At 68.1% G+C, this 25,904-nt stretch carries 19 protein-coding genes; 5 read left to right on the forward strand and 14 right to left on the reverse strand.

Going from position 1 to position 25,904, the window contains the following annotated elements:
- Positions 1-18: 18 nt before the first annotated feature.
- From topA to trhO, 4 genes are all read right to left on the reverse strand, one after another.
- Positions 19-2,754 (reverse strand): type I DNA topoisomerase, encoded by a 2,736-nt coding sequence (gene topA, locus LOC60_RS02805; protein WP_230021724.1) that lies wholly within the window; start codon positions 2,752-2,754, stop codon positions 19-21.
- 165 nt (positions 2,755-2,919) lie between these two features.
- The gene (locus LOC60_RS02810; protein WP_230021725.1) at positions 2,920-4,536 is read right to left on the reverse strand and encodes a DUF7059 domain-containing protein; all 1,617 of its coding nucleotides are present in this window, start codon (positions 4,534-4,536) and stop codon (positions 2,920-2,922) included.
- A 144-nt stretch (positions 4,537-4,680) separates the two neighbouring features.
- On the reverse strand, positions 4,681-6,471 hold the full coding sequence (locus LOC60_RS02815) for an FAD-dependent oxidoreductase (protein WP_230021727.1): 1,791 nt from the start codon (positions 6,469-6,471) through the stop codon (positions 4,681-4,683).
- 160 nt (positions 6,472-6,631) lie between these two features.
- Complete coding sequence (gene trhO / locus LOC60_RS02820) at positions 6,632-7,525, reverse strand: oxygen-dependent tRNA uridine(34) hydroxylase TrhO (protein WP_230021729.1); 894 nt, start codon at positions 7,523-7,525, stop codon at positions 6,632-6,634.
- An 83-nt stretch (positions 7,526-7,608) separates the two neighbouring features.
- Here trhO and LOC60_RS02825 point away from each other — a divergent pair, with 83 nt between their 5' ends.
- Together LOC60_RS02825 and LOC60_RS02830 are read left to right on the forward strand one after the other, a co-directional pair.
- Positions 7,609-8,262 (forward strand): GNAT family N-acetyltransferase, encoded by a 654-nt coding sequence (locus LOC60_RS02825; RefSeq protein ID WP_230021731.1) that lies wholly within the window; start codon positions 7,609-7,611, stop codon positions 8,260-8,262.
- A 67-nt stretch (positions 8,263-8,329) separates the two neighbouring features.
- The gene (locus tag LOC60_RS02830) at positions 8,330-10,672 is read left to right on the forward strand and encodes a DEAD/DEAH box helicase (RefSeq protein WP_230021739.1); all 2,343 of its coding nucleotides are present in this window, start codon (positions 8,330-8,332) and stop codon (positions 10,670-10,672) included.
- Here the strand turns inward: LOC60_RS02830 and LOC60_RS02835 are convergent.
- The 6 genes from LOC60_RS02835 to LOC60_RS16255 all read right to left on the reverse strand — a co-directional run bounded on the left by LOC60_RS02835 (position 10,669) and on the right by LOC60_RS16255 (position 15,866).
- Positions 10,669-11,259, reverse strand: coding sequence for a hypothetical protein (locus tag LOC60_RS02835; protein ID WP_230021741.1), 591 nt, complete (start codon positions 11,257-11,259; stop codon positions 10,669-10,671). The two genes, LOC60_RS02830 and LOC60_RS02835, sit on opposite strands and share 4 nt — an antisense overlap.
- Positions 11,237-11,584 (reverse strand): TadE family type IV pilus minor pilin, encoded by a 348-nt coding sequence (locus tag LOC60_RS02840; RefSeq protein WP_230021743.1) that lies wholly within the window; start codon positions 11,582-11,584, stop codon positions 11,237-11,239. Before LOC60_RS02840 ends, LOC60_RS02835 begins: the two co-directional genes overlap by 23 nt.
- 56 nt (positions 11,585-11,640) lie before the next feature.
- The gene (locus tag LOC60_RS02845) at positions 11,641-12,054 is read right to left on the reverse strand and encodes a DUF4244 domain-containing protein (protein ID WP_230021745.1); all 414 of its coding nucleotides are present in this window, start codon (positions 12,052-12,054) and stop codon (positions 11,641-11,643) included.
- A gap of 164 nt (positions 12,055-12,218) precedes the next feature.
- Positions 12,219-12,833, reverse strand: a complete 615-nt coding sequence (locus LOC60_RS02850; RefSeq protein ID WP_230021748.1) for a type II secretion system F family protein — start codon at positions 12,831-12,833, stop codon at positions 12,219-12,221.
- Positions 12,830-13,591: a type II secretion system F family protein gene (locus LOC60_RS02855; RefSeq protein WP_230021750.1), complete on the reverse strand. Its 762-nt coding sequence runs from the start codon at positions 13,589-13,591 to the stop codon at positions 12,830-12,832. Before LOC60_RS02855 ends, LOC60_RS02850 begins: the two co-directional genes overlap by 4 nt.
- Before the next feature lie 7 nt (positions 13,592-13,598).
- Entirely contained in the window at positions 13,599-15,866 is a 2,268-nt protein-coding gene (locus tag LOC60_RS16255) for a TadA family conjugal transfer-associated ATPase (protein ID WP_331460768.1), read from the reverse strand.
- Positions 15,867-16,088: 222 nt separating this feature from the next.
- Here LOC60_RS16255 and LOC60_RS02870 point away from each other — a divergent pair, with 222 nt between their 5' ends.
- Positions 16,089-18,554 carry an alpha/beta fold hydrolase gene (locus tag LOC60_RS02870; protein WP_230021752.1) on the forward strand — a complete coding sequence of 822 codons (2,466 nt, stop codon included), beginning with the start codon at positions 16,089-16,091 and terminating at the stop codon, positions 18,552-18,554.
- 7 nt (positions 18,555-18,561) lie between these two features.
- Here LOC60_RS02870 and LOC60_RS02875 read toward each other — a convergent pair whose 3' ends face one another.
- Positions 18,562-18,828 carry a hypothetical protein gene (locus LOC60_RS02875; RefSeq protein WP_230021753.1) on the reverse strand — a complete coding sequence of 89 codons (267 nt, stop codon included), beginning with the start codon at positions 18,826-18,828 and terminating at the stop codon, positions 18,562-18,564.
- Between the two features lie 181 nt (positions 18,829-19,009).
- Here LOC60_RS02875 and LOC60_RS02880 point away from each other — a divergent pair, with 181 nt between their 5' ends.
- Positions 19,010-20,722: a bifunctional 3'-5' exonuclease/DNA polymerase gene (locus LOC60_RS02880; protein WP_230021755.1), complete on the forward strand. Its 1,713-nt coding sequence runs from the start codon at positions 19,010-19,012 to the stop codon at positions 20,720-20,722.
- Positions 20,723-20,731: 9 nt separating this feature from the next.
- Here the strand turns inward: LOC60_RS02880 and LOC60_RS02885 are convergent, their stop codons facing one another.
- The 3 genes from LOC60_RS02885 to LOC60_RS02895 form a co-directional block, all read right to left on the reverse strand.
- Positions 20,732-21,415, reverse strand: a complete 684-nt coding sequence (locus tag LOC60_RS02885; RefSeq protein ID WP_442860361.1) for an NUDIX hydrolase — start codon at positions 21,413-21,415, stop codon at positions 20,732-20,734.
- On the reverse strand, positions 21,412-22,140 hold the full coding sequence (gene nth / locus LOC60_RS02890; RefSeq protein ID WP_230022849.1) for an endonuclease III: 729 nt from the start codon (positions 22,138-22,140) through the stop codon (positions 21,412-21,414). Before nth ends, LOC60_RS02885 begins: the two co-directional genes overlap by 4 nt.
- Positions 22,141-22,269: 129 nt before the next feature.
- On the reverse strand, positions 22,270-23,550 hold the full coding sequence (locus tag LOC60_RS02895; protein ID WP_230021757.1) for a hypothetical protein: 1,281 nt from the start codon (positions 23,548-23,550) through the stop codon (positions 22,270-22,272).
- A gap of 302 nt (positions 23,551-23,852) precedes the next feature.
- On the opposite strand from LOC60_RS02895, the gene acs reads away from it, so the two are divergent.
- Positions 23,853-25,841 carry an acetate--CoA ligase gene (acs, locus tag LOC60_RS02900; protein WP_230021760.1) on the forward strand — a complete coding sequence of 663 codons (1,989 nt, stop codon included), beginning with the start codon at positions 23,853-23,855 and terminating at the stop codon, positions 25,839-25,841.
- Positions 25,842-25,904 lie beyond the last annotated feature (63 nt).

Here is a 25,904-nt window from a genome sequence, read left to right on the forward strand (position 1 = left end):
TTATCCCTCTACCGGTCCTTACTTCTTCGCTGTGGCTTTCCGAGGAGCAGCACGCTTCTTCACGGGTTTCTTCGCCGGGCCCTTCTCGCGCTTCTCCGCCAGCAGTTCAATTGCCTGCTCGCGGGTCAGCTCCTCGATGGCAGTGGAGCGGGGCACCGTGATATTGGTGATGCCGTCAGTGATGTAGGGGCCGAAACGGCCGTCCTTGACCACAATCGGCTTCTCCGAAACCGGATCCGCGCCGAACTCCGCCAGCGGTGCAGCGGCCTGCCGGCCGCCGCGCTGCTTCGGCTGCGAGTAAATCTCCAGGGCCTGCTCCAGGGTGATCGTGAAGATTTCCTCTTCCGAGCCGATGGAGCGGGAATCCGTTCCCTTCTTCAGGTACGGACCGAACCGGCCGTTCTGCACCGTAATCTCGTTGCCCTCGGCGTCGGTTCCCAGGACGCGCGGCAGCTTCATGAGCTTCAGGGCCTCGTCCAGGGTCACCGTTTCAACGCTCATGGACTTGAAGAGCGAACCGGTGCGGGGCTTGACCTTTACCGGCTTCTTCGGAGGCTTGGGCTTGCCGTTCTTGTAATACTCCACCGGCTGGTTCGCCAGGTCCTCTTCGGTGGGCTCCGGGATCAGCTCAATCACGTACGGGCCGTAGCGGCCGTTGCGGGCCACAATGGTCCGCCCGGTCTCCGGGTCGGTGCCCAGCACGCGCTCTTCGGGAGCTGCGGTCTCCATCAGCTCCAGGGCCTTTTCGGCGGTGAGCTCGTCCGGTGCCAGGTCCTCGGGAACGTTCGCCCGCTCGGGCTCGGTCCCTTCGGGGGCGTCTGCGGGCAGCGGACGTTCCAGGTAGGGGCCGAACTTACCCACGCGCAGCACAATGCCGTCGGCGATCTCGATGGAGTTGATGGCCTTGGCATCGATTTCGCCAAGGTCGTTCACGATGGTGTGAAGGCCGGTCTCCACGCGGTCGCCGTAGTAGAACTGGTTCAGCCACTCCACCCGTCCGGCCTCGCCGCGGGAAATGCGGTCCAGGTCCTCTTCGAGTTCGGCGGTGAAGTCGTAATCCACGTAGTCCGTGAAGTGTTCCTCCAGCAGGCGGACCACGGAGAACGCAATCCAGCTCGGCACCAGGGCCTGGCCGCGGCTGGTGACGTAGCCGCGGTCCATGATCGTGGAGATGGTGGCGGCGTACGTGGAGGGGCGGCCGATGCCGAGCTCTTCGAGCATCTTCACCAGCGACGCTTCAGTGAACCGCGGCGGCGGGGAGGTTTCGTGTCCGCCGGCGGCGATGTCTGCTGCCGTCAGGGTGTCCTGGGCCTTCAGCACCGGCAGGCGGGCACCTTCGGTGCCCTCGGCCTCGTCGTCGTCGCGGACGGCGTCGCGGCCTTCCTCATAGGCAGCCATGAAGCCGCGGAAGGTGATGACCGTGCCGGAGGCCGAGAACTCGGCGTCGCGCCCGTCGGTGGAGACGGCGCCGATGCGCACGGACGCGGTGGAACCCTTGGCGTCGGCCATCTGGGAGGCGACGGTGCGCTTCCAGATCAGTTCGTAGAGCCGGAACTCGTCGCCGCGCAGCGAGGAGGCCACCTGCGCCGGAGTGCGGAAGGAGTCACCGGCGGGTCGGATGGCTTCGTGCGCTTCCTGGGCGTTCTTGGACTTGCCCTTGTAGACGCGCCGGGCTTCGGGCACGTACTCGGGTCCGTAGAGCTCCGAGGCCTGCCGGCGGGCCGCGTTGATGGCCTGGTCCGACAGCGCCGGGGAATCCGTACGCATATAGGTGATGTAACCGTTTTCGTACAGCCGCTGGGCCACCTGCATGGTCACCTTGGAGGAGAAGCGCAGCTTGCGGCCGGCCTCCTGCTGCAGGGTGGAGGTGGTGAACGGTGCGGCCGGACGGCGGGTGTACGGCTTGGTGTCCACGGAACGGACGCTGAACGCGGCCGATTCCAGGCCGGTGGCCAGTGACACGGCCGCTGCTTCGTCCAGGTGCACGGCGGTCTTGGACTTCAGTTCGCCCCGGTCGGTGAAGTCCTTGCCGCTGGCAACGCGGGCGCCGTCGACGGCTACCAGGCGTGCCTTGAATTTCTCGGCGGCCTCCGTGGCGAAGGTGCCCACGAGGTCCCAGTACGACGCCGTACGGAACGCCATGCGCTCACGCTCGCGTTCGACCACCAGGCGGGTGGCGACGGACTGCACACGTCCGGCGGACAGGCCGCGGGCAACCTTGCGCCAGAGTACGGGGGAAATCTCGTAGCCGTAGAGACGGTCGAGGATGCGGCGGGTTTCCTGTGCGTCCACCATGGCAACGTCGACGTCGCGCATTTCCAGCAGGGCGCGCTGAATGGCTTCGCGGGTGATTTCCGGGAAGGTCAGCCGGTGAACGGGGACCTTGGGCTTGAGTACCTGCAGCAGGTGCCAGGCAATGGCTTCGCCTTCGCGGTCACCGTCAGTTGCGAGGTAGAGCTCGTCGGCGTCCTTCAACGCTGCCTTGAGTTCGGCAACCTTCTTCTTCTTGTCCGCAGACACCACGTAATAGGGCTCGAAGTCGTTGTCGAGGTCCACGGCAAACTTGCCGACGCCGGTCTTCTTCAGCTCGGCGGGCAGGTCGGAAGGCTGCGGAAGATCGCGGATGTGACCCATCGACGCCGTCACCTCGAAGCCTTCGCCGAGGTACCCGGCGATGGTCTTGCCCTTGGCCGGAGACTCGACAATTACAAGCTTCTTCTTGCCGGTCTTCTTGTCCGTTGCCTTAACTGGCACTGTTCTCCTACTAACGGGGTGGTTCAAATGAGTTTGGGGCGCTTCGTTCCGGCGCATTGGTGCATCGCAGTCCGGTTCATCCACAGACAGTATGCGCGATGCCCCAGCACTAGGGTAACCGGAAAGCATCGCAGGCACTGACCCGGCCGGGGACAGGCGCGGGGCCTACCAGCGGTCCGGAACGAGGAACCCGTCCAAGACCAGATTACGCACTTCCGAGATCAGGTTTTCGCCAAACTCCGGATCGGTACGGTCCAGCAGTGCGGCCAGGGCCGAGACTATCTGCCCCACGGAGAGCTCCCCGTCACAGGCCGAGACGAACCCGGTGAGCTCCGTGCTCATAAGGTTGGTCCGCCGCAGCCCGGCACCCTGACGGAGCAGGATCACACCCGGATGCTCGGCTCCGGGGCGCTGATGGCGTTCCTCCGTGACGTCGTCGGCGACCAGAAGGTGCACGTCCTCCAGCTTGGTGCGGCTGCTGATCCAGTCGAAGCGGCGTACCGCAGCATCCAGATGCGGACCCACGGGCTGTTCGATGGGATGGGTGATTTCCTCGAACCGGCGCAGCGGCTCGGCGCCGGGCTTCCGCCGTCGGCGCAGCCAGAGTGAGCCGAACCCCACAGTTCCGACGTTCCGGGAAGCGAAATCCTCCAGGTAGCCCGCGTACGCCGCAACGTACTCCCCGCGCTCCCGGCCCTGCGCCGCATCGCGCAGCCACATTTCGGCGTATTCGGCGGGAGTGAGCGTCTCGCGCTGGATGACCCAGGCGTCGGTACCTTCCGGAAGCCATTCTTCGATGCGGGCGGACCAGTCCTCGTCCCGGTCTGCCGGGATCTCCCAGTTGCCCAGCATCTGGGCGGTGCCGCCCGGCCGCAGGACCCCTTCAAGGCCGGCGACCAGTGCGGCGACGATGCCGTCTCCGGCCAGGCCGCCGTCGCGGTAGGTATACCTTTCGCTGTCTCCGCCCGTACGCGGGGTGATGACGAACGGGGGGTTGGAGACCACCAGGTCGAACTTTTCTCCGGCCACCGGTTCCAGCAGGCTTCCGAGCTTCAGGGTGAACCGCTCACCGGGCTGGTCCGGATCGATGTCCAGCTGCGGGGCGTTGAGCATCAGGTTGAACCGGGTGAATCCAAGGGCACGCTCGGACACGTCGGTCGCCGTGACGTGGTCGGCGTGCCGGAGCAGATGGAAGGTCTGGATGCCGCAGCCGGTACCCAGGTCAAGGGCCCGGCCCACGGGGGCGCGCACGGTGAGCTGGGCCAGGCTCAGGGACGCCTGCCCGATGCCGAGGACGTGGTCGCGGCGCAGCACGCCGGGGCGCTGGTGGCTACCCAGGTCGCTGGCCACCCAGAGATCGCCGTCGGGGTTGCCGGCGGAACCGGTGCCGCCGTCGTCGGTGCCGTAGGGCCGCAGGTCCACCGCGGCACGGAAGGTGCCGAAAATGCGGCCGCGTTCAATGAGCCCGAGTTCCAGGAGCCCTTCGGTGCCGGTGCGGGGCAGCGCGCCGTCGAGTTCGGCCCGTTCCACCGTTTCCCCCAGCAGCCAGAGCTGGATCGGAACGGCCACGCGGCGGGGTGCCGCCGCCTCGGCTTCCGCCCGGCAGGCCAGCAGGGCAGGGACCAGCTGGTCCCGCTGCAGGGCCGCCGACGCTTCCTCACCGAGGAACCCGGCGACACCGTTCACGGTGTACTCGGCCTCCTCCAGATCGGCGGCGAGCGCCTTGAGCAGCCAGATGTCGGTGCTGCGGGGTGCGGACGGTACGAAAGAGAAATTACTCACATTCCAAGTCTATGGCCGCGCCATCGGTGGTCCGTGCAGGCGCCGGGCGGGCACCTCCGAGTACCAGGAGGTACCCGCCCGTGGTGCACTCCGGGGCTGTGCCCGGATCGCCCGTGCTCGATCCGGCGCGCTGGCCGGAGTGCGTTACCCGACCGCGCCCGTCCCGACCGGGTCCGGCACCGGACTGTCCGCGGCAGCCGCGGGTGCCACGCCTGCCACCGCGGGTGCCGCCGCCGGTTCTGCTGCGGAAGGCCCGTAGGCCGCCGCATGCCGGGCAGCACGGAAACCGAAAACGACGGCCGGCGCGATGGTTGCCCCGGCCCCCGGGTAGGTCCGGCCCATAACGGACGCGGTGGTGTTCCCTGCGGCGTACAGGCCCGGGATGACGCTGCCGTCCTCGCGCAGCACGCGCGCATCGGCGTCCGTCACCAGCCCGCCCTTGGTGCCCAGGTCTCCGGGGTACAGCCGCACGGCGGAGAACGGTCCCTTCTCCAGCGGTCCCAGGTTCGGGTTCGGTTTCACCCGCGGGTCGCTGTAGTAGTTGTCGTACACGGTGTCGCCGCGGTGGAAATCCTCATCGATTCCGGTCTGCGCGAAACCGTTGAACCGTTCCACGGTGGACTGCAGGGCAGCCGGCGGCACACCCATTTTTTCGGCCAGCCCCGCAACCGTGTCGTCCCGGACCAGCAGCCCCTGGCGCGTCCAGTCCTTACGGCCGATCAGCAGGGCGTTGAACAGGTAGCGGCGGGCGTGCCGGGCTTCGAACACCAGCCAGGCGGGATCCCCGGGCACTTTTTTGTTGTTCTCGAGCATGTGGTGGCCGAAATCCACGTAGGACTCCGACTCGTTCAGGAACCGCTTGCCGGCAGCGTCCACCACCAGGGAAAACGGCATGGACCGTTCCGCCAGCGTGAAGGTGACCTTCCCCTTGGGCCCGACGGCGGTCGGCCCCCACCAGGCATCGTCCATGAGGGCCAGTGCCCCGCCCCGCGCGGCCACAATGTCGATGGCCTGGCCGAGGTCGCCTTCCGGAGCGGAGGAGTATTCCTTCTCCAGGCCCTGGTACTTTTCCCGCCATTCGGCGTTCCGCGCAAAGCCCCCGGCACCCAGCACGACGCCGCGCCGCGCCCGAATCCTCAGGTCGCGCCCTTGCCGGCGGACGACGGCGCCCAGCACCGCGCCGTCGTCGTCCTGGAGAAGGTCCGTGAGCGGCGTCGACAGCCAGACCGGGGTCTGCTGGTTGCGCACGATGTACATCAGCGACGACGAGAGCGCGCCGCCCAACCCGTACAGCCGCTTGCCCCGGAGCAGGCCGCCGAGGGTGCGGAAGACAAAGCGTGCCCCGCGGATGAACCCGCTCGGCGTGGACCAGGCCCGGGAGAGCTCCCAGATGTCGTCGGTGGCCAGCGGCGCGGGTATGCCGGACGCCGCTGCCCGTGACTGCTTGAACCAGGGTCCGAGCAGCTTGGTGTCGAAGGGTTTCACTTCCAGGGACCGCCCGACCATGCCCCCGGGCCTGTCCGGGTAGTAGTCCGGGTAGTCCTTGGAGCGCATCCACTGCACGCCGAGGCCGCCCAGGAACGTCACGACTTCCGGCACGGTTCGAAGGAAGGCCAGCTTGCGTTCACGCGAGGAGACGGGCCCGACGTCGGCAATCACCTCCTCCATGTAGGTGAGGGCGTTCTGCTGGCTGTCCTGCACCCCTGCTTCCTTCATCAAGGGGTTGTTGGGCATCCAGAGGCCGCCGCCGGAAATGGAGGTGGTGCCGCCCCAAAGCTTGGTGCTTTCGACCACCAGCACGTCCAGGCCCTCGTCCGCTGCCGTGATGGCCGCCGTCAGCGCCGCAGCACCGGATCCCACAACCAGGACGTCAACTATCCGGTCCCATTGATCTGTATTCTGTGCGGCGCCCGCCGCTGTCCCAACCGTTTCCATTGTTCCCCCGCCTTCGGGCCGTGCCCTTTCCCGGAGCACCCGGCAGCCGCCGGGTCCAGGTTGGGCCTGTTGCGGGCGTCAGTGCCCGTGCCGGGGATGCTAACAACGGCGGATGGGGAAGTACACAGGCAGTTAGGCCATGCCTAAGTATTTCCGGGGGTCAGGCGTCGCAGCCGTCCGGGCAGCGCAGGGTCGCGGGGTCCGATGCGCAGTCCGCGCAGTACAGGGTCAGCTTCCGGCAGGACGGGTTGGAGCAGTTTTCGAACTTGCTTGTGGGCGCCTGGCAGCGCACGCACTCGCCGATGGTGACGGCGTCGTCAGTGAACTCCGTATGCATGCGCTTGTCGAAGACATACAGCGAACCTTCCCAGAGGCCCTTGTCGCCGTAGGTTTCGCCGTAGCGGACAATGCCGCCCTTCATCTGGTAGACCTCGGAGAACCCGCGGTTCACCATCAGGGCCGAAAGGACCTCGCAGCGGATGCCGCCGGTGCAGTAGGTAACCACGGGCTTGTCCTTGAGGTCGTCGTACTTGCCCGACTCGAGTTCAGCAATGAAATCATGCGTGGTGGAAACGTCGGGCACCACGGCGCCCTTGAATTTTCCGATCTGCGCTTCGAAGGCGTTGCGTCCGTCGAAGAAGACCACTTCCTCGCCGGCTTTTTCCTTCTCTTCGACCAGCTGGTGGAGTTCTTCGGGACGCAGGTGCGTGCCGCCGCCGACCACTCCGTTCTCGTCCACTTTCAGCTCACCGGGGGCGCCGAAACTCACAATCTCGTCGCGTACCTTGACGCTCAGGCGCGGGAAATCCTCCGCCGAGCCCTCGGAGTATTTGATGTCCATCTTCTTGAAGGCCGGATATTCCCGGGTGGCCTTCACATAGGCCTTGACGGCGTCCAGCTCGCCGCCGACGGTGCCGTTGATGCCGTCCCTGGAGATCAGGATGCGCCCGCGCAGGCCCAGCTTTTCGCACAGCGTGCGCTGCCAGAGGCGGACTGCGTCCGGGTCGGGAAGAGGAGTGAAAGCGTAATACAGTGCAATTCGGTTCAGTGCCACTAGACAAGGGTAGACCGCGGCGGGCATCCGCTTTTCATCTTTCATGGATACCGTTCCCACCGGACGGCCGCTAATGTGCATCTATGAGAGCGCTGGATGACGATTTGCTGGAGACCTGGGTCTCCGGGTGGGCCCAGGCCAGGGGGTACCGGACCCGCCATGAGGGACGCTTCCCTGCAGCACTGCTGCATGACCGGACGAATGACTGGGAGTATTTCGCCCTCGAACCCTCCCACGACGAGTTCGCCGCCCTCGCCTCCTCCGCCCGGCACAGCCCCACCCGGCTGTTCACCATCGTGACGACGCGGGTGAACGAAATCCACGGGGCGGCCTCGGTGTACGGGCTGCAGATCCGTTCGACCGACGAGGTCCTGATGACCGCGGAGATGGACGGCCAGGACGTCGAGGCTCCCGTGCTGCCGTGGGATAACCTCGACGTCGAAAGCACCCATGAGAACGGCGTGGGTGCCGTGACGGTGCTTGATGAGGGGCAGCCGATAGCGCAGGGGCGGATGGCCGTGATTGACGGCTATGCGGTGTTCGACCGGATCGTTACCGAGCCCGCGTACCGGCGCCGCGGCCTGGGAAGCTACGTGATGCGGGCGCTGACCACCATGGCACTGGAGGACGACGCCGATGCGGGGCTTCTCATTGCCTCGCTGGACGGGCAGGAACTCTACCGGTACCTGGGCTGGGAGTCCCTGGCCGCCGTCGTGATGTTTGAGCCGCGGCTCTGATCTTCGGCGGCGTTCCCCCGGCAGTGAACATGCGCCCGGGCAGAATTCCGGGTGGGACAATGAGCACGTGGCTCTTCATGATTCCCTGATTCCGCTACTGGGCGGCGGTGCCGAGCCCGAGCAGCTGATGCACGTGCACCAGATTCCGGCGCGCCGTGCCGTCACCGCGCCGTGGCCTCAGTGGGCGCATCCCGACGTCGTTGCCGCCTACCAGCGCCGCGGCATCCAGGAGCCGTGGGCCCACCAGATGGAAGCCGCCGAAGCCGCACACGGCGGGCAGCACACGATCATTGCCACCGGCACGGCATCGGGCAAGTCGCTGGCCTACCAGCTGCCCGTCCTCGATGCGATCCACCGCACTTCCCTCGATGACCGCGCCACGCTGGAGCCCTCCGGCGCCGTCGCACTGTATCTGGCACCCACCAAGGCGCTGGCCGCGGATCAGCTTGCCGCCGTCAAGTCGCTGCAGCTTCCCACCGTCCGGGCGGAGACGTACGACGGCGACACCGACACCGGCGCTCGCCGCTGGATCCGGGACCACGCCAACCTCGTGCTCGCCAACCCGGACATGCTGCACTTCGGCGTGCTGCCGAACCATGCCTGGTGGGCGCGGTTCTTCCGGCGCCTGAAGTACGTCATCATCGACGAGGCGCACAGCTACCGCGGGGTCTTCGGTTCGAATGTCGCCAACCTGATGCGCCGGCTGCGGCGGATCTGCCGGTACTACGGCGCCAATCCCGTGTTTATCGGCGCCTCGGCCACGTCGGCCGAGCCGGCGGACTCCTTCAGCCGGCTGATCGGTGCACCGGTCACCGCGGTGACGCAGGACCGTTCCCCGCACGGGTCCACGACGGTTGCCCTGTGGGAGCCGCAGCTGACCGAGCTGAAGGGTGAAAACGGTGCCCGGTCGCGGCGGACCGTGGTGGCCGAAACCGCCGATCTGCTGGCCAATCTGGTGGTCGCGCAGGTCCGCACCATCGCCTTCATCAAGTCCCGCCGCGGGGCCGAAACCATTGCCACCATTACCCGCCGGCTGCTGGACGAGGTGCATCCTTCGCTGCCGGACCGGGTGGCGGCCTACCGTTCCGGGTATCTGCCGGAGGAACGGCGGGAGCTGGAACGGGGGCTGCGCAGCGGTGAACTGCTGGGCATCGCCAGCACCTCCGCATTGGAACTGGGCATCGATATCTCCGGGCTGGACGCGGTGCTGGTGGCCGGCTGGCCGGGCACCCGGGCGTCGTTGTTCCAGCAGATCGGCCGGGCGGGCCGCTCGGGCCAGGATGCCCTTGCCGCCTTTGTGGCCAGCGACGATCCGCTGGATACCTATCTGGTGCACCATCCGGAGGCTATCTTCGACATCTCGGTGGAGGCCACGGTCTTTGACCCCTCCAACCCGTATGTCCTGGGGCCGCACCTGTGCGCTGCCGCGGCCGAGCTGCCGATAACTCCGGACGAGCGGGAGCTGTTCGGTCCCACTGCCGGCGGGCTGCTGGAACAGCTGGTGGATCAGGGCTACCTGCGGCGCCGGCCCTCCGGCTGGTTCTGGACGCATCCGGAAAGCGCCGCGTCCATGGTCAACCTGCGGGCGGCAGGTGGGGGCCCGATCAACATTGTCGAGACCGAGACCGGCACCCTGCTGGGCACCATGGATTCCCCGCAGGCGCAGTACCAGGCGCATACCGGAGCCATCTATGTCCATCAGGGGCAGACGTTCCTGGTGGATGAGCTCAATGAGGCCGACCACTGCGCCATGGTCACCCGCACCAACCCGGAGTTCTACACCCAGGCACGGGACATCACGCAGGTGGAGGTGCTGGAAACGGACCGCACGTCCGAGTGGAACGGTATCCAGGTCTGCTTCGGTACCGTGAAGGTCACCACCCAGGTGGTCTCCTATCAGCGCAAGGCCCTGATTTCGAACGAAATCCTCGGCGAGGAGCCGCTGGAGCTGGAAGCCAAGGAACTGTTCACCAAGGCCGTCTGGTTCGTCATTGATGAGAAGTTCCTGGTTTCCGCCGGGCTGGCCCCGGCCGATTTCCCCGGTTCCCTGCACGCCGCCGAACACGCCTCGATCGGGATGCTCCCGCTGGTGGCCACGAGCGACCGCTGGGACATCGGCGGGGTGTCCACCGCCCTGCACGCCGATACCGAGAAGCCCACCATCTTCGTGTACGACGGGCATCCCGGCGGCGCCGGTTTCGCCGAACGCGGCTATGAGGCGGCCCGGATCTGGCTGGCTGCCACCCGCGACGCCATCCGTGCCTGCGAGTGCGACGGCGGCTGCCCCTCCTGCGTGCAGTCCCCCAAGTGCGGCAACAAAAACAACCCGCTGGACAAGAAGGGCGCCGTCACGCTGTTGAACGTCCTGCTCGACCATGCGCCGGACGAGGCACTGGCCCTGACCTCCTAGCCCGGAGGCCCGGCTCGTGCCCGGGCCACGGCCGGAACCGGCAGCGCGGGGACCTGCACCTCCGTTTCCACGGTGACGGTGCCTGAACCGGGATCTGCGGTGCAATCGCGCAGTGCGGCGTTGTTGCGCGCGGCTACTTCTCCGGCCACCCCGCAGGCATCCCCTGCGCCGGAAGCTGCGCCTGCCCCGGGACCGCCAGTCCTGAGGTCGTCTGCGACCATGTCGCCGGCATCAAGTCCCCCGGCATCAAGCCCGGCTGCATCGGGGTCCACACCAGTGGAGGCTCCAGCCGGCCGCAGGCCGCGCAGGGTATCTGCACCGGCGAGCGCCGCCAGATCCGCGGCCGCAGCGGCCCTTACAGCAGCTACCGATACCTGCACCATCACCAGCGCGACCACGGAGAACCCCAGCAGCACCATGCAGATGCCGATCGCGGCAACTGTTCCGGCTCCCCTGTCTTTCGGCTCGGTGCCGGCAGGTCCGGAGTTGGCCGGGTCAGTCCTGCCTTCAGCATCGCTGGCGTGGGCTCCGCGAGCGGCACCGGCCACGCTTCCGGCTTGGGCTTTACCCGCTGGACGGAGTGCCATTCGGCAGGCCTCCGTCCCCGGGGAAAGCTACGGCGTCGGCAGAGAGCTCCAGCGGGAGCAGGCTCAACACGGGCAGAGTCAGGGAACTGCGGACCTCCACGGCTGTCCAGTGCCCCTCAACAGAGAGGACCAGCTCGGCCGATTCGCCGGCCAGCCGCTGAACGGCAGCCTCCGCGGCCGGTTGATCTGCGCGCATGATCTCCCGTGCCGCTGCGCGGGCTGCTTCCTCCAGCCGAAGCTGGGTGATACCTGCCGAAATCCCGGTAAGCCCACCCACCAGTACAAGCACGATGGCCGGCAGCGCCACCGCAAATTCGGCTGTCACTGCTCCCCGCTCGCTCTGGCTCGGAGTCTTCCTCCCGGCGCTCTTGGCCTGCACCCCTAACCCAAGGTCAGTGCGGACCGGATGAGGGAGACCAGCATGCCGCGGACTTCATCGCCGCCCAGGATGATGGCCAGCAAACCGGCAAAGGCCACCGCGGCCAGCGTGGCTATGGCATATTCGGCGGTGGCCATGCCGGCCTCCCGGTCGGTCCACGGCGGATTCGCCGGTGCAACCACTGGCGGATGCACTGGCGACTGCGCTGCCAACGGCGGCTTCGCCAGTGTCAGGCGGGGCCTAGCCGCGGCCCCGCGCCCGGAGAGGCTGTAGACACCGTGGCTGCCGTCCGATTCCGGATTCGGACAGGCTGGCCTTCCGTGCGGCCCTCCCCCGCCCGTTTCGAGGCGGGCAGCGGCCGGGGAAGGTGTGGAGACGGTGCCGGTGCTGGTGCTGGTGCCGGTGCTGAGTGACATGTTTTTCCTCCTGCTGAAAAGGCCTGGAATTAGAGCTTGAGTCCGGGCACCGGTTCCAGGTCCTGGTCCCCTTCCCGATGGGGACAACCCCGGTTGGACGGCAGGCTGTGGAGGAACGAACAGGTAGGGCGGGACCAGGTACGCCGGGCCTGCGCCGAAACCGGTTAGGTCCATCCCGGCAGCAGGGACATCAGCAGCGGCACCACGGTCAGCACCACAAATGCGGGCAGCGAACACAACCCCAGCGGCATCACCAGACGAACCCCCAGTGCCGCTGCCCGTCGCCTGCTCTCGGTTTGCCGGCGCCGCCGAAGGGCGTCGGCCTGGGAATGAAGCACCGCGGCCGACGGCGCCCCGGTAACGGCCGTGAAACGCAGGGCCGGGCCGAGTGCAGCTAGTGCCGAAGCCTTCGGCACGACCCTCGCCCGGGACCCTGGTTCCGCGACGGACGGTTGCGTTCCCGCGGGGGCGGTACCGGTGGACAACTGCCACGAGGCGTCCCAGGGAATCCCTAGGTCCAGCGCCCGCAGGAGCCGGTCGAGATCCCGGGAAGTGGCTTGGTCCACGCTGTTCCGCAGGATGGCCAATGCCGAGGACAGCGGTTGTCCCGCTTCCAGCATTGCCGCAATCAGATCCAGCATCAGGGCGGGGCCGCCGGTGCTGCCCTCCGTTCGGGCGTCGGTCCGCTGCCGGAAGCGCTGCTGTCGCGGATGCCCGCCGGATCCGGTCAGCAGCACGGCAGCCGTCGAGAGGAACGCCAACACCAACAGTCCACTCATCCGGATTTGCCCTGCACCGGGTCCTCGGCGTTCCGCACCAGGCGCCCGGACCAGATCCATCCGGCCAGCCAGAACCCGCTTCCTGCTGCCGCCGCAGCCCATCCCAGCGGCGTTGCCACCAGGATCTGGAGCGGGTTGCCGCCCAGCAGGTAACCCAGCAGTATCCCGCCGGCCGGCAGCCAGGTCAGGAGCCGCATGGTGGCCCGCGGGCCGGCCATCGACGCCTCCCGATCCGAGGCGGCATCGCGGGCGGCTTCCAGCTGTCCGGCATACCGGCTGAGCACAGCGGCCAGCGGGGCTCCGCTCCGCTCGGACACACGCAGGCAAACAGCCAGGCCGGACCACAGTTGCTGCAGCGCCGGATCCTTTTCCCCGCTACCGGCCCGCTCCGCGGCGGCAAGCACCGGCACCGGGCTGAGGCCCAGTGCTGCTGACGCCGCTGCCGCCTCCAGCACCGGGGAAAAGGGGTGAACGGAGATGTCCGCCTGACCCGGCGCTTCGTACAGTGTGGCTGCGTCCGCCCAGATCCGGTGGGCCGAGCGTCCCGCCGTCAGCAGCCCCGCCAGTTCCCGAACGAGCAGCGCCGGGGCATCGGCGTCGAGCCCCGGGCGACGGCGCCGGCGCGGGCGCGGGCGCCGCCGGAGAAGGGGGCCTTCCACGGTGCGTATACGGCGGGCTGCGGGCGGACGGGGCGGTGGAACCCCGAGCATCAGGGCCGCTGCCGTGGCCAGGAGTACCGCGACGGTCAGCCCTGCCACGCCGGCACTAACTGCCTGCCGGCGCGGATCCTGCACCGTTTCCCGCGGCTGCCCGTTCCTCCAGCCGCCGTTCCAGCTCCGCCCACCCACTGCCGCGCCGGTATTCCCCTGCGCTCCGGACCAGGGCCGGAACGGCAGTCAGTTTCCCGTCGGAGATGATCAGGACCGCGATCTCGGAAATGGTGCGGATGCCGGCGGACCGGTGCAGATGGACCACCACGTCCAGCGCCGCTGCTGCCTGCAGGGCAACCGCCGCCGGCGCCATACCGGCAAGTGCCCCTAATGCTGCCAGCCGGGCGGGCACCCCCGCGGCAGAGTTGGCGTGAATGGTTCCGCCGGCTCCGTCGTGGCCGGTGTTCAGCGCTGCCAGGAGTTCCCGGACCTCGGCTCCCCGGCATTCGCCCACCACCAGGCGGTCCGGCCGCATGCGCAGGGCCTGCCGCACCAGTTCGGCCTGGTCCAGCACCCCGCTGCCCTCCACGTTTCCGTGCCGGCTCTGCAGGCCCACTACGTGGGGATGGTCCAGTTCCAGTTCCGCTGCGTCCTCCACCAGCACCAGCCGTTCCTGCGGTCCGCTGAGGGAAAGCAGCGTGGAGAGCAGCGTCGTTTTCCCGGTGCCGGTGGCTCCGCTGACGAGAAAGTTCAAGCGCCGGCGGACTATGGTGCGGAGCAGGGCTTCACACTGCGGGTCCAGGGTTCCGCCGCGGGTCAGTTCCCCAAGGGTGAAGGACCGGTTCCGGTGAATGCGGACGGACAGGAGCGTGGACCCGGTGGAAACCGGCCGGAGCACCGCGTGCACGCGGTAGCCCTGCAGCTGAACATCAACACAGGGACAGGAATCGTCCAACCGCCGGCCGCCGGCGGCCACCAGCCGGGTGGCAAGGGCCTGCACCTCCGCGTCGGTGCCGAACCGGATGCCTGTCAGTTCCAAGCCGCGGCCGGCGTCGACCCAGACCCGGTCCGGCCCGTTCACCAGAATGTCGCTCACCCCGGGCAGCAATGCCAGGGGCTGCAGCGGCCCCAGGCCCTGCAGCTCGGCGCGCATGCGGTCCACCGCGTGCAGTGTTCCCTCCGAACCGAGCAAGTGCCCGCTGGCCTGCACGGCTGCCGCCAGCCGTGCTCCCGTCACCGGTTCGGGGTGCGCCAGCATCCGGTCCCGCACCCGGGCCAACAGCGGATCCGGTCCCGCAAGCACCTGGCCGTACCCGCGGTCCGTCCCGCGCTGGAACGGCAGGTAGCCGGACAACGGGAGGCCCAGGGCTTCGGCCACCACCACTTCATCCAATCCGTTCCCCAGCGGACCGCGCACCACTACCCGGGCAGGCACCGGTCCGAGATGCGGCAGCAACGCCTGCGCGCCCCGAATGCCGCCGGTCCGCCCCGGCACCACCACCAGCAGCTGATCGCAGAACCGCAGCAGGGACCCTGCGCCCACGGTCCGGCCGAGGTCAACAATAGTCAGCTGATATGCGCTGCGGGCTGCGTCCAGGACTGCCCCGGCAACCGCTTCATCAGCCGGAGGAGTCCCCGTTCCCCTGCCCAGAAGTGAAAAGCCCGCGAGCGCGGGCAACCCGGCCGCGAGCTGCACGGGATTCAAACTGCCGCTTAGCCCCTCCAGGTCCGGCCAGCGGATACCTTCCAGGTCGGCAGCGCCCAGGGCCCACTCCAATCCGGCTCCCCAGGCATCCCCCTCAAGCAACAGCACCGATTGGCCGGTCTCAGCGGCATTTGCACTCAGCCAGCAGGCCGCAGTGGAGGCACCGGCGCCGCCTCCGCCCAGAACCCCCACGACCGTACCTCCGGAGAGGCTGCGCCGCCTGCCGAGAAATCCTGCGAGCCAGCCTGCGGCTGCGGGGAGGACCGCGACCCGGGCCGCGGAACTTCCGGCCGCTGCGTCCCAGACGGCGGTGTCCTCCGCCAGGCTGACCACAACGAGCTCGGGTTTCCCCGTTCCCGCCGGAACGGCTCCAACGCCTCCGGGCACGCCCGCTGGTCCCCGCTGTCCGGCCAGAAACCGGAGGTGCCCGCTACCGAGCAGCAGCACATCGGGGGCCCACGCCAGGGCTTCCGGGATGCCGGGAGCTACGGGAATTTCCACACCCGCAGCTGCAGCGACCCGGGCTACTTCATCCTGGAGCGCCTGATCCTCGGCCACGAGTACGGCGGCGGCGGCTTCCCCCGCGGCCACGCCCGGCAGCCGGCGGCCGGACCGGCTTTCCGGCGGCCGCCGGGTGCGTGCCCGGCCGGGGGCCGACGCACCTCGTTCCATGTCCATGCGCCCTACCGTCGCACCACGGACCTGCCGCCCGTATCCCTCGGCCCGGCCCTCCGGGAAACCAGCGTCAACAAGCAGGTTGTGGAGGAGAAGCCCGGCTGCATCGGCTAACGTCGGAGGCATCCGCTAGGGTCGGCGCTAACCGGGAGCAGACAATCCGGTGGAAACGCTTCGGCACCACAACCCGGCACAGCGGCGTGCCGGCGAAGGAAACGGGGAGTCATGGAAACCGACCTCGAACATCTGGACGTGCTGATCATCGGCGCCGGGCTCAGCGGCATCGGCGCGGCCTGCCGGCTGCGTATGGACCATCCGGGCCGCTCCCTCGCCCTGTTGGAATCGCGGAGCCGCCCCGGCGGCACCTGGGACCTGTTCCGCTACCCCGGGATCCGCTCCGACTCGGACCTGTACACCTTCGGCTATGACTTCCGGCCGTGGCGGCAGGAGAATGCCATTGCCGACGGCCCGAGCATCCTGAACTACCTCAAAGAGACCGCCGCGGAATACGGCGTGGATTCCCTGATCCGGTACCACCACCGCGTGCTCTCGGCCGACTGGTCCAGCCGGGACGCGCGCTGGACCGTCACCGTGGAGCGCACCCGCACCCGCACCCCGGCACCCGGCCCGGACCGGTCCCCGGCCGAACCGATGGGGACCGGGGAAATCCTGCAGCTCACCGCCGGCTGGATCTTCAACGCCGCCGGCTACTACCGCTACGGGGAGGGCTATGCACCGGAGCTCCCCGGCCGGGACCTGTTCGCCGGACCGGTCGTGCATCCGCAGCACTGGCCCGAGGACCTGGACGTGGACGGCAAACGGATCGCCGTAATCGGCAGCGGAGCCACCGCCGTAACCCTCGTTCCGGCGCTGGCTGAGCTGGGCGCCCGGGTGACCATGGTCCAGCGGACTCCCACCTATATCCTTCCCGTTCCGGCGGAGGATCCGCTGGCCCGGCGGCTGCGCGGCGTCGTCGGCCCTGAACGCACCGGCCGGATCATGGCCGAGGTCAGCGCCCGCCGACAACGGGCCATCTGGGTGTTCTGCCAGCGCTGGCCGAACCTGGCCCGGAAGCTTATCCGCGGTATCCAGTCCCGTGCGGTACCGGAGGGTTTTGACCTGGATAAGCACCTGAATCCGCCGTATAAGCCGTGGGACCAGCGGCTGTGCGCGGTGCCGGACGGCGATTTCTTCACTGCCCTGCGCAGCGGCAACGTAACTGTTGTGACCGGCCGGACCACCGGATTTACCGGGCGCGGCCTGCGCCTGGCCTCCGGGGAGGAAGTGGAGGCCGACGTCGTCGTCACCGCCACCGGATTCACCGTCCAGGTCCTGGGCGGTATGGAACTGAAGCTCGACGGCGTGCCGGTTAACCTGGCGGAGCACGTTGCCTACCGCGGCGTCATGCTCAGCGGCATCCCGAACATGGCGTTCGCCATCGGCTACACCAACGCGTCCTGGACGCTGAAGGTCGGACTGCTGACGCAGTGGTTCTCCCGGCTGCTTACCTCCATGGACCGGCACGGCTACACGGCGGCCGTGCCCGTGGCTCCGGCGGGGATGCCCACCCGGCCGCTGCTGGATTTCGGCGCCGGCTATGTCCAGCGCAGCCTGTCATCCCTGCCCCGGCAGGGGCTGCAGGCACCCTGGCTGATGACCATGAACTTCCTCGCCGACCGGAGGGACCTGCAGAAGGGTGCGCTGGCGGACGAGTACCTGCACTTCAGCGGCGGGGAAGGCGATGCTGGCCCGGCTGGCCCGGCTGGCCCTGTCGGCCTGGCCGACGGTTCAGCGGCGGACCGGTTCGTCACGCTCGGGTCCGGGCTGCGGCTGTGCTACCGGGTCGAGGGCTCCGACGACGGCGAGCCGGTGGTCCTCCTGTCCGGCCTCGGCCTGGACCTGGCGGCGTGGCCGGCGGAACTTGTGGACGGCCTGGTTTCCGCCGACTACCGCGTCATCCGCCTGGACAACCGGGATGCCGGACGCTCCGGCCGGATGGATACGCCCACTCCCACCCTGCTGCATCAGGCCCTGGGCCGGCCAATGCCCGGTGCCTACCGGATTGAGGACATGGCCGACGACGTCGCGGGCCTGCTGGACCACCTACAGGTGGAACGGGCGCATGTGGCGGGGATGTCGCTGGGCGGCATGATCGCCCAGTCCGTCGCCGCCCATCACCCGGACCGCGTCCTGACCCTGACGTCCATCATCTCCACCACCGGAGCCAGGGAGGTCGGGGCCGCGGCGTTCTCCACCAAGCGCCGGTTCGCGGCACGGCCCCCGCGGACCCGCGAGGAGTTCATCCGGGCACGGGTAGCCATGCTGCGCCATCTTTCCGGGCGGACCAACCCGGCGGATCCGGCAACGGAAGCCGAAACGGCAGGCCTGGCCTGGGACCGCGGGGCCTATCCGGACGGCGGGGCGGCCAGGGCCAGGCAGCTCGGTGCCATCAACGCCTCCGCCGACCGCACCGGGTCCCTGGCCGGAATCCGGGTTCCGACCCTCGTGGTCCACGGCGACACGGATCCGATTGTGCATCCGAGCGGGGGTGCGGCGACGGCGGCTGCCATTCCCGGCTCACGGCTGGTCACGATCCCCGGCATGGGCCACTATTTCTCCCCTGCGGTGGTGCCCGAACTGCTGAGGCTCGTCACCGGGCATCTGGGGGGCCGCGCGGTGGACTCTGCCTAAATCGCGCCTAGTTGCCCATGCCGGGCTGCACCGGAACGACATTGATCTTGTTGGCGCCGGGGAAGACCTTCTTCGGAACGCGTGAGAAGCCCTTGGCATCCAGGTGGTTCTTGGCGCGGAAAACCGCCACGGCGTCGTCGTACGCCTGATTCAGCCGGGCGCCGGTGAGCACTTCGCTGGTTCCGTCGTTGAAGCGGACCGAGATGGAAGCTGTGGCCGGGAAATGCCGGTCCATGCGAATAAAGCCGTCATTGTCCTGCTGGAGAGTGATCAAGTGGTTCCGCCCTGAGAGTTGTTGAGCTTCCAGTCTCCCCTATCGCCGCGCCTCCGGTTTCCCCGCCCGCGAGCGGCAAGGCAGCGGCAAGGCAGCGGCAAGGCAGCGGCAAGGCAGCGGCAAGGCAGCGGCAAGGCAGCGGCAAAACACCGTGCTGCCGGTTCCGGGTGAGAATAGAAGCATGTACATCGTCCTCGCACCCGGCACCGGCGCTGCCCAGGCGCAGGACGAGACCTGGACCCTGCAGGAAACCGACGACGCCGGTGTTCCGTCCGCGCCCGCCGTCGTGATTACCCGCGACAGGCTGGCCGCCGCCGTCCGGCACTTTGAACAGCAGCCGGTCCGCTGGGTCTGGGAATCGGCGCGCGGGGTGTATCCGCGGCTGCTGGCCGCCGGCATCACCGTGGAACGCTGCCACGACCTGGCGCTGGTGCGGGGCATCCTGCGCTTTGCCGAGTCCGTGCCCTCCACTGCCTATATCGAAAAACTGCGCGCCGCGGAAGAGCCCACGGACGCCCCGCCCCGCCAGCTGCTCCCGGTCCGGCACTCCCCCGACCAGACCTCCATCTTCGACACCCTCGACGCCCCCGCCGGAGCGGCTGCCGGGCCGCAGCAGAGCACCGCCGCGGAACTGGCCGACGAACTGGCAGAGCAGCTGGACGCCATCAACCGGTCCGGATCCCCGGCCAAACTGAACCTGCTGGCCGTGGCCGAGTCCACCGGCGGCATGATCGCCGTGGAAATGGAAAACTCCGGTATTCCGTGGCGCCGGGACATCCACGAAGCCATGCTCCGGGAGAGCCTCGGCGAGCGGCCGCCGGAGGGCCGGCGCCCCGAAAAGCTCGAACAGCTTGTTGCCGAGCTGCGTCGGCTGCTGGGCAACCCCGGTTTCAACCCCGACTCCCCGCAGGAGCTGCTGCGGGCCCTGCACCGCGCCGGCATCGAGGTGCAAAGCACCCGCTCCTGGGAGCTGCAGCAGCAAACCCATCCCGCCATCGAGCCGCTGCTGCAGTACAAAAAGCTCTCCCGGCTGCTCACCGCCAACGGCTGGACCTGGCTGGATGCGTGGGTAGACGGCGGCCGCTTCCGGCCCGAGTACGTGGTGGGCGGCGTCGTATCCGGCCGCTGGGCCTCCCGCGGCGGCGGTGCACTGCAGATTCCCAAGACCGTGCGGGACGCCGTCCGGCCGGACCCCGGCCACCGGCTCATCGTGGCCGACGCCGCACAGCTGGAGCCCCGCGTCCTCGCCGCCCTGGGGCAGGACAATGCGCTGGCGACAGCGGCCCGCGGCAAGGACCTGTACCAGGGCATCGCCGACCGCAGTTTCGACGGCGACCGTGCCAAAGCCAAAATGGCGATGCTCGGCGCGATGTACGGCGCCACGAGCGGGGAATCAGGCCGACTGATGCCGGTGCTGACCCGCGCCTATCCGCAGGCCATCGGGGTGGTGGAGCGAGGCGCCCGGGCCGGTGAAGCCGGGCAGGTGGTCAGCAGCCATCTGGGCCGCAGTTCGCCGCCGGTATCGGAGCGCTGGCTCCGCGCCCAGCAGAGCACCAGCGCCGAGGAACAGCGCCGCGCCGATTCGCTGGCCCGCGCCCAGGGGCGGTTCACCCGCAACTTCGTGGTCCAGGCGACGGCGGCGGAATGGGCGCTGTGCTGGCTGGCGGAGATACGACGGCGGCTGCGGGCGGCGTCGTCGGCCTCCCCTGCCGGGGAACTGGTCTTTTTCCTGCATGACGAGGTGATGCTCCATGTGCCTGCCGAACGGGTCGAGGAGGTCAGCGCCCTCGTTACCGAGGCGGCATCGGCAGCCACGAAGCTGCTGTTCGGGCAGATCCCTCTGGAGTTCCCGGTGGTTGCAGTTGCCGTGGATTCCTACGCGGACGCGAAGTAACGCAGCCGGCTAGACAGAGGGAACGATTTCCCGGCTTTCGTCCCACGGCTGGGTCCAGCCCAGCTCGTCAAACAGGTTGGCGAGGATCATCCCGGTGAAGCCCCACACCAGCACTCCGTTGACCAGGAAGGCCGGAGTCCGGGGAGCGCCCTTGCGGCCGGGCAGGACTGCCGTGCGCCGGTTCTCGGGATTGAGGAGATCCGCCACGGGAACACGGAAAACAGACGCCGATTCCCCGTAGTCCACGACGTCCACCGGGGTTGGCTTGTCCCACCAGCCCAGTACGGGAGTGACGAGGAAGTTGCTGACCGGCAGTCCGACCGGCGGCAGTGTTCCGAGGACGCGGACGCCGGCAGGATCCAGCCCGGTCTCTTCCTCGGCTTCGCGCAGGGCGGCTGCCACCACCGTGGCGTCCGAAGCGTCCACCGACCCGCCGGGGAAGGCTACCTGGCCGGGATGGTCGTTGAGCGTGGCCGCCCGTTCAACCAGCAGTACGTCGACGTCGCCCGGTACGGCGTCGGCGGGGAAGTCGGCCGGCCGGGTGTCCAGGACGCCGAAGAGGATCAATACCGCTGCCGCACGTGCGGTGGCCGGATCCACGCTGCGGCGCATCAGGCCAAGGTCGGCGTTGAAGGTCAGGCTTCCCGCGGCGGCACCGGCAGCCAGCGTCTCGAGATCGGCCAGTGCGCTCATGCTTCGAGACCGAAGCCGGCGGCGCGCAGCTGGGCCCGGGTTTCGGCGGCCATCATCCGGGAGTGCAGTTCCTCGCGTCCGGGGGCCAGCTCATACTTGAGCAGTTTGCGGGCCTTCTCCGGATCGGTTTCGCCTTCGCCGAAGGAGGGGCAGAGCTGGGCGACGGCGCAGGCACCGCAGGCGGGTTTCTTCGCGTGGCAGACCCGCCGGCCGTGGAACACCACCCGGTTGGAAAGCGGCGTCCAGTCCTTCGGCTCGAACAGCGCCGCCACGTCTTCCTCCACCTTCACGGGGTCCGTGGCGGTGGTCCAGCCGAACCGGCGGGACAGGCGCCCGAAGTGGGTGTCCACCGTGATGCCCGGGATGCCGAACGCGTTGCCGAGCACCACGTTGGCGGTCTTCCGCCCCACGCCGGGAAGGGTGACCAGGTCCTCGAGCTTCTCCGGCACCTGACCGTCGAACTCGTCAACCAGCCGGGTGGACAATGCCTTCACGCTTGCCGACTTGGCACGGAAGAACCCGGTGGGCCGGATAATCTCCTGCAGCGTCTCTTCGTCGGCCTCGGCCATCGCCTTGGCATCGGGATACCGGGCAAAGAGGATTGGCGTGACGGCGTTGACCCGGATGTCGGTGGTCTGTGCGGAAAGCACAGTGGCCACCAGCAGCTCAAACGCGTTGGTGAAGTCCAGCTCCGCAACGGCATAGGGATAAACCTCGCCGAGCATCCGGTTGATGCGCCGTGCCCTCCGCTTCAATGCGAGGAGGGACGGATCGCTGCCGGTTGCCTTTGCCACTGCTGGGAGTCCTTCTACTGACGGTTGGATGCTGCTGATGGCACTGCTGCGAAAGACCTACTACTGGTCGGCGTCGACGCGCTCAATGTTGCTGAGGTCGCGCAGCACGCCGATGCGTCCGGTCCGCTTGTCCTGGACCAGGAATTCGTCCCCGCGGTCCTCAAGTCCCAGTTCCCAGTCGCCCGGGTGGAACATAAACAGCGGCAGGCCGGTGCGCTCGTCCACAATCTGGCGGGGTGTGCCCACGGCGAACCAGAATGCCTCCACCACGGACTCGGACTCGTCACGGGTAGCGGTGATGGGTTCCGCGGTGCCGGATTCCACTTCGTGGGCCCCTGCTGCGGACACTTCACGGGTTCCGGCGTCGCGGACCACCGGATTGACGGTGGTGGCGGCCATGGATTCCTCGGCCCGCATTCCGGCGGCGGGCGCGGCGGTGGGCTGGGCCTGCGTAGCGGGCGATGCCGTTGCGGGGGAAACCTGCGTCGAGGGGGTCGGGTCCGCGTGCGCGGAGACGGCAGGGGCAGCGGCGGACGCCCCGGCTGCGGGGGTTCCGACGACGGCGGTGCCGCCCGGAGCGGAAGCACCAGCGACGCCGGGGCTCGGCGCGTCATGCACGGTGGTCCGGGTGTCGTCGTTGCGGCGCAGCGGGTTGGTGAAACGGCGGGCACCGGCGGCGTTCTCCGTCTCCGGCTTCGCTTCGGGCTTCGGGCGGGCCGGACGCGGACGCAGCGGCAAAGCGTCGCGGGCAGTCAAGGCGGCGGCAGCTTCGGGGCGGTTACGGAATTCCCGGGCAAAGAAGGGCAGGTGCGGCGCCAGGGTGGTGGAGACCACCAGGCCCAGGGAACCGACCAGCGCGACCATCGCGCCGACGCTGAATTCTGTCACCGTCTGGATGAAGAAGAAGGCCAGGGCCAGCACTGCTGTCACGGACGCGAACTGGTCCAGGGAAAGCGATCCTACGCGGGGCTTCATCTTCGGAGAGAGGCGGCGGCCGGCAAAGAGTCCGGCAACCAGCAGCGGCAGCAGGATGCCGATGCCGATGAAGAACAGGGAGAACGCGTTCCAAAGGTTGAAGTCCTCTTCAAACCCGAGGCTGGACACGGTGAAGAACGGCAGGATGCTGCCCACGAGCATCACGAGGACCGAACCGCCCACAACGGTGTCGCGGAGCCCGAAGGGGCCAACGAGGGCCTCCTGGTCCGCCGTCGCCGCATGCGGTTCCCGGTTCGCGGCAGCCGGATGTGCCTGCACGTCAGCCTCCGCTGCGGAGGGATGTCCGCCGGTTTCCGAGGATCCGGCCACGGTGCGGGCCTCATTCTCAACAGGGGGGTTGTTCATACTGATCTCCATTCACGACCACCGTCCGCGACCGCACGGGGTGCGCCGGGGAACGGGAGGTGCGCATCTACGGTACGTAGGCGGTTGCTTCCTTCAGACAGCCTAATCAACGACGGCGGGGCACACTAGCCGAGATGCGGCGCGCCCCTTCGGCGTGACATACCGCTCACCGCATAATCGCGCCGTTTTGTAACTGTTAATGTGAGGGGGGACACAGTCGCCGAAATCCGGCGATAGGGTGGTTTGCAGCCATGCACGTTTCCCCAAGTGATGGATTTTCAGCGAAGTGAAAGGGTTCAAACATGTCTGAACAGTCCCCTGCAAAGAAGCACGGAGACGCCTTCGAGAACCTGCTGCATGAAAGCAGAAGCTTCCCGCCGAGTGCCGAATTCGCAGCATCCGCAGTGGCCCAGCCGTCACTGTACGAGGAAGCGGCAGCCGAAGGCACCGAATTCTGGGCCCGCCAGGCACGGAACATTCTCTCCTGGGAACAGGATTTCGCCCAGACCCTGGACTGGACCGATGCCCCGTTCGCCAAGTGGTTTGTCGGCGGCAAACTCAACGCGGCGTACAACGCCCTGGACCGCCACGTCGAAGAGGGCCGCGGAGACCGCGTGGCCATTTACTTCGAGGGTGAACCCGGGGATACACGCACCTTCACCTATGCCCAGCTGACCGAAGAAGTGAAAAAGGCGGCCAACGCCTTCGAATCCCTGGGCGTCTCCAAAGGCGACCGCGTTGCGGTGTACCTGCCGATGATTCCCGAGGCAGTCATCACGATGCTGGCCTGCGCACGGATCGGCGCCGTGCATTCGGTTGTCTTCGGCGGGTTCTCCGCCGACGCCCTGCGCAGCCGGATTGACGACGCCGAGGCGAAACTCGTGGTCACGGCGGACGGTTCCTACCGCCGCGGCAAGCCCAGCGTGCTCAAGCCGGCCGTGGACGAAGCCCTCGCCAAGGACGGGCACACCGTCGAAAACGTGCTGGTGGTCCGCCGCAACGGCGAGCCGGTGGAGTGGAACGACGGCCTGGACCACTGGTGGCACGACGTCGTGGACACCGCGGGCGCCGAGCATACGCCGGTGGCCCACGACTCCGAGCATCCCCTGTTTATCCTCTACACCTCCGGAACCACCGGGAAGCCCAAGGGCATCCTGCACACCACCGGCGGCTTCCTCACGCAGACGGCGTTCACGCACCTCAACACCTTCGACCTGCGTCCCGAAAAGGACGTGTACTGGTGCACCGCCGACATTGGCTGGGTGACCGGGCACAGCTACGTGGCCTACGCCCCGCTCATCAACGGCGCCACCCAGCTGATCTATGAAGGCACCCCGGATACCCCGCACCAGGGCCGCTGGTGGGAACTGGTGGAGAAGTACAAGGTCTCCATCCTCTACACCGCCCCCACCGCCATCCGTACCTGCATGAAGTGGGGCCGGGACATCCCGCAGAAATACAACCTGGACTCCATCCGGGTACTCGGTTCCGTGGGCGAACCCATCAACCCGGAAGCATGGATGTGGTACCGGCAGGTCATCGGTGCCAACGGCGGCAAGAAGGAGCACCCCGCCCCCATAGTCGACACCTGGTGGCAGACCGAGACCGGCGGCCACATGATCGCTCCGATGCCGGGCGTCACGGCTACCAAGCCGGGCTCCGCCCAGGTGGCAGTGCCGGGCATTTCCGTGGACGTGGTGGATGAGATGGGCGATTCTGTGCCCAACGGGTCCGGCGGTTTCCTGGTGGTCAAGGAACCCTGGCCGTCCATGCTGCGCGGCATCTGGGGAGACCCGGAGCGCTTCAAGGAGACCTACTGGTCCCGGTTCGACAACATGTACTTCGCCGGCGACGGCGCCAAGAAGGACGAGGACGGCGACATCTGGCTGCTCGGCCGCGTGGATGACGTTATGAATGTCTCCGGGCACCGGCTCTCCACCACGGAGATCGAGTCCGCCCTGGTCAGCCACCCGTCCGTGGCCGAGGCCGCCGTCGTCGGTGCTGCTGACGACACCACCGGCGAGGCCGTGGTTGCGTTCGTGATCCTGCGCGGCAGCGCGAAGGACGACGACGACATTGTCACCACCTTGCGCAACCACGTGGGCAAGGAGATCGGTCCGATCGCCAAGCCGCGGCACATCCTGGTGGTTCCCGAACTGCCCAAGACCCGCAGCGGCAAAATCATGCGGCGGCTGCTCAAGGACGTGGCCGAGGGGCGCGAGGCCGGCGACTCGAGCACGCTGGCGGACAACACCGTAATGCAGCAGATCGCGGCTTCCCTTAAGAAATAGGCACAGCGACATAGGCCCAGCGACATAGCCGTCCCACCAACAGGAACAGGTGCCTCCCCCGGC

The sequence above is a fragment of the Arthrobacter sp. zg-Y769 genome, from assembly GCF_020907405.1.
GTDB lineage: Bacteria > Actinomycetota > Actinomycetes > Actinomycetales > Micrococcaceae > Arthrobacter_B.

Coding starts and splice junctions, on each gene's coding strand:
- LOC60_RS02815 (WP_230021727.1), bottom strand. CDS start 6,471: ATGGAAACGGTTGGGACAGCGGCGGGCGCCGCACAGAATACAGATCAA.
- LOC60_RS02825 (WP_230021731.1), top strand. CDS start 7,609: ATGAGAGCGCTGGATGACGATTTGCTGGAGACCTGGGTCTCCGGGTGG.
- LOC60_RS02835 (WP_230021741.1), bottom strand. CDS start 11,259: ATGGCACTCCGTCCAGCGGGTAAAGCCCAAGCCGGAAGCGTGGCCGGT.
- LOC60_RS02845 (WP_230021745.1), bottom strand. CDS start 12,054: ATGTCACTCAGCACCGGCACCAGCACCAGCACCGGCACCGTCTCCACA.
- LOC60_RS02850 (WP_230021748.1), bottom strand. CDS start 12,833: ATGAGTGGACTGTTGGTGTTGGCGTTCCTCTCGACGGCTGCCGTGCTG.
- LOC60_RS16255 (WP_331460768.1), bottom strand. CDS start 15,866: ATGGACATGGAACGAGGTGCGTCGGCCCCCGGCCGGGCACGCACCCGG.
- LOC60_RS02870 (WP_230021752.1), top strand. CDS start 16,089: ATGGAAACCGACCTCGAACATCTGGACGTGCTGATCATCGGCGCCGGG.
- LOC60_RS02880 (WP_230021755.1), top strand. CDS start 19,010: ATGTACATCGTCCTCGCACCCGGCACCGGCGCTGCCCAGGCGCAGGAC.
- LOC60_RS02885 (WP_442860361.1), bottom strand. CDS start 21,415: ATGAGCGCACTGGCCGATCTCGAGACGCTGGCTGCCGGTGCCGCCGCG.
- nth (WP_230022849.1), bottom strand. CDS start 22,140: ATGCTCGGCGAGGTTTATCCCTATGCCGTTGCGGAGCTGGACTTCACC.
- LOC60_RS02895 (WP_230021757.1), bottom strand. CDS start 23,550: ATGAACAACCCCCCTGTTGAGAATGAGGCCCGCACCGTGGCCGGATCC.
- acs (WP_230021760.1), top strand. CDS start 23,853: ATGTCTGAACAGTCCCCTGCAAAGAAGCACGGAGACGCCTTCGAGAAC.